The sequence below is a fragment of the Treponema sp. R6D11 genome, assembly GCF_054786075.1.
Genome location: NZ_BDHD01000270.1, coordinates 1 through 1,902 on the forward strand (window position 1 = coordinate 1; position 1,902 = coordinate 1,902).

Annotated in this window: 1 protein-coding gene; it reads left to right on the forward strand. The window is 36.8% G+C overall.

What is annotated here, in order from left to right:
- Positions 1 to 146 precede the first annotated feature (146 nt).
- On the forward strand, positions 147 to 1,902 hold a 1,756-nt coding region (locus ACYVTD_RS12175), incomplete at its 3' end, for a transporter substrate-binding domain-containing protein (protein ID WP_461248025.1).

The window sequence follows — 1,902 nt, forward strand, 5'->3', positions numbered from 1 at the left end:
CCGCTAATGTATTTAAGGAAGATATTCAGAAATGCATAGATGCGGGCATGAACAGTCATGTTGGGAAACCTTTTAATATTGATGATGTTCTGGACAAAATAAATGTTTTTATGAGAAAGTAAGTATAAAGAGGGGTTAAAGAGAATATGTCAAAAAAAATGTCGAACCGGATAATACTCAAGCTCTTGGCAGTGGCGCTTTTGCCGATTATGCTCTTATGTTGTGAAAAATCTTCAAAAAACGCGAATGATGGGGTTACAACATTTAATTCGTACAGGGACATTCCCGGCGTAACGGAAGATGAAATAAAAGCTGTCGAGGCGCTGAAAGAAAAAACACCTTTCTTTGTCTATGGAATACAAGAGTCCGTTGAAACCTTTGTCGGAGAAAACGGCGAAATAGAAGGATATTCATCACTGTTTTGCGCATGGCTTTCATGGTTGTTCGATATTAAGTTTAAACCGGCTATTTATGAATGGGGCGATTTGGTAACGGGAATTAACGAAAAGAAAAGCGATTTTACCGGCGAAATGACCGCGACTGACGAACGCAGAAAAGTTTATTTTATGACCGATGCCATTGTAGAACGATCAATAAAAACTTTCCGTATTACCGGCAGTAAGCCCATTATGGAGGTTATGCGTTCCCATCCGTTGCGTTGTTGCTTTTTGGAAGATACTACCACGATAGACGATGTTATATCGCGTTTAAGCGGCGAATTTGAAGTTATCAAGGTTAGCGATTATACTACGGCTTACAATGTTCTTAAAAACAGAGAAGCCGACGCCTTTTTTGACGAAAGTCCGTCAGAAGCGGCTTTTGATATGTACTATGATGTAATATCCGAAAATTTTCTCCCTGTAATTTACAGTCCGGTTTCCCTGACAACAGCTAACAAAGACTTTGAACCAATCATATCAATTGTGCAAAAGGCTTTGGATAACGGTTCTTTGTCTTATTTAACCAGACTGTATAAACTGGGGGAAAATCAACACAGACGTCATAAATTGTTTATGCGTTTAACCGAAGAAGAAAAAATGTATATACGTGAACATAAGGTTGTATTAATTGCCTCGGAGTATGATAATTATCCGGTTAGTTTTTACAATAAATATGAAAAGCAATGGCAGGGAATTTCGCATGATGTATTAAAAGAAATAAAAACACTTACAGATTTAAATTTTACAATAGCCAATGATAAAAAAGCTGAATGGCCTGAATTACTTAAATTGCTGGAAAGCGGGAAAGTATCAATGATAACCGAGCTTTTACGCTCGGAAGAACGTATAGGAAAGTTTTTATGGCCGCAAACTTCGATACTGACAGATAACTGTGCGCTTATTTCACGATTAGACTATCCGGGAATCTATGTCAACGATCTTCTGCATATAAAAGTAGGTTTAATTAAGGAAACCGCGTATACGTCATTATTTAAAACATGGTTTCCCGATCATAAAAATACCGTTGAATATGAAAGCTCTAACGCAGCTTTTACCGCTTTGGAACGCGGCGAAGTTGATATGATAATGGCTAATATAAGTCAGCTTCTTATGATGACCAATTATGACGAACGATCAGGCTTCAAGGCTAACTTTGTATTCGATTTTACTTTTGACTCTACTTATGGACTTAATATAAACGAAACAGTTTTATGTTCTATTATAGATAAAGCGCTCTCTCTTGTAGATACAAAGGGAATTTCAGGACAATGGATGCGAAAAACTTATGATTACAACGCAAAATTGGCAAGATCTCAACATCCGTGGTTAATCGGCGCGGCAGTTTTACTTCTTTGTATAATTGTGTTTTTAATTGTTATGGTTCAAAGAAAGAAAATTATAGAAAATTGGCTTGAAGGCGTTGTATACAAACGTAATACAGAGCTTTATGAACAACATATAC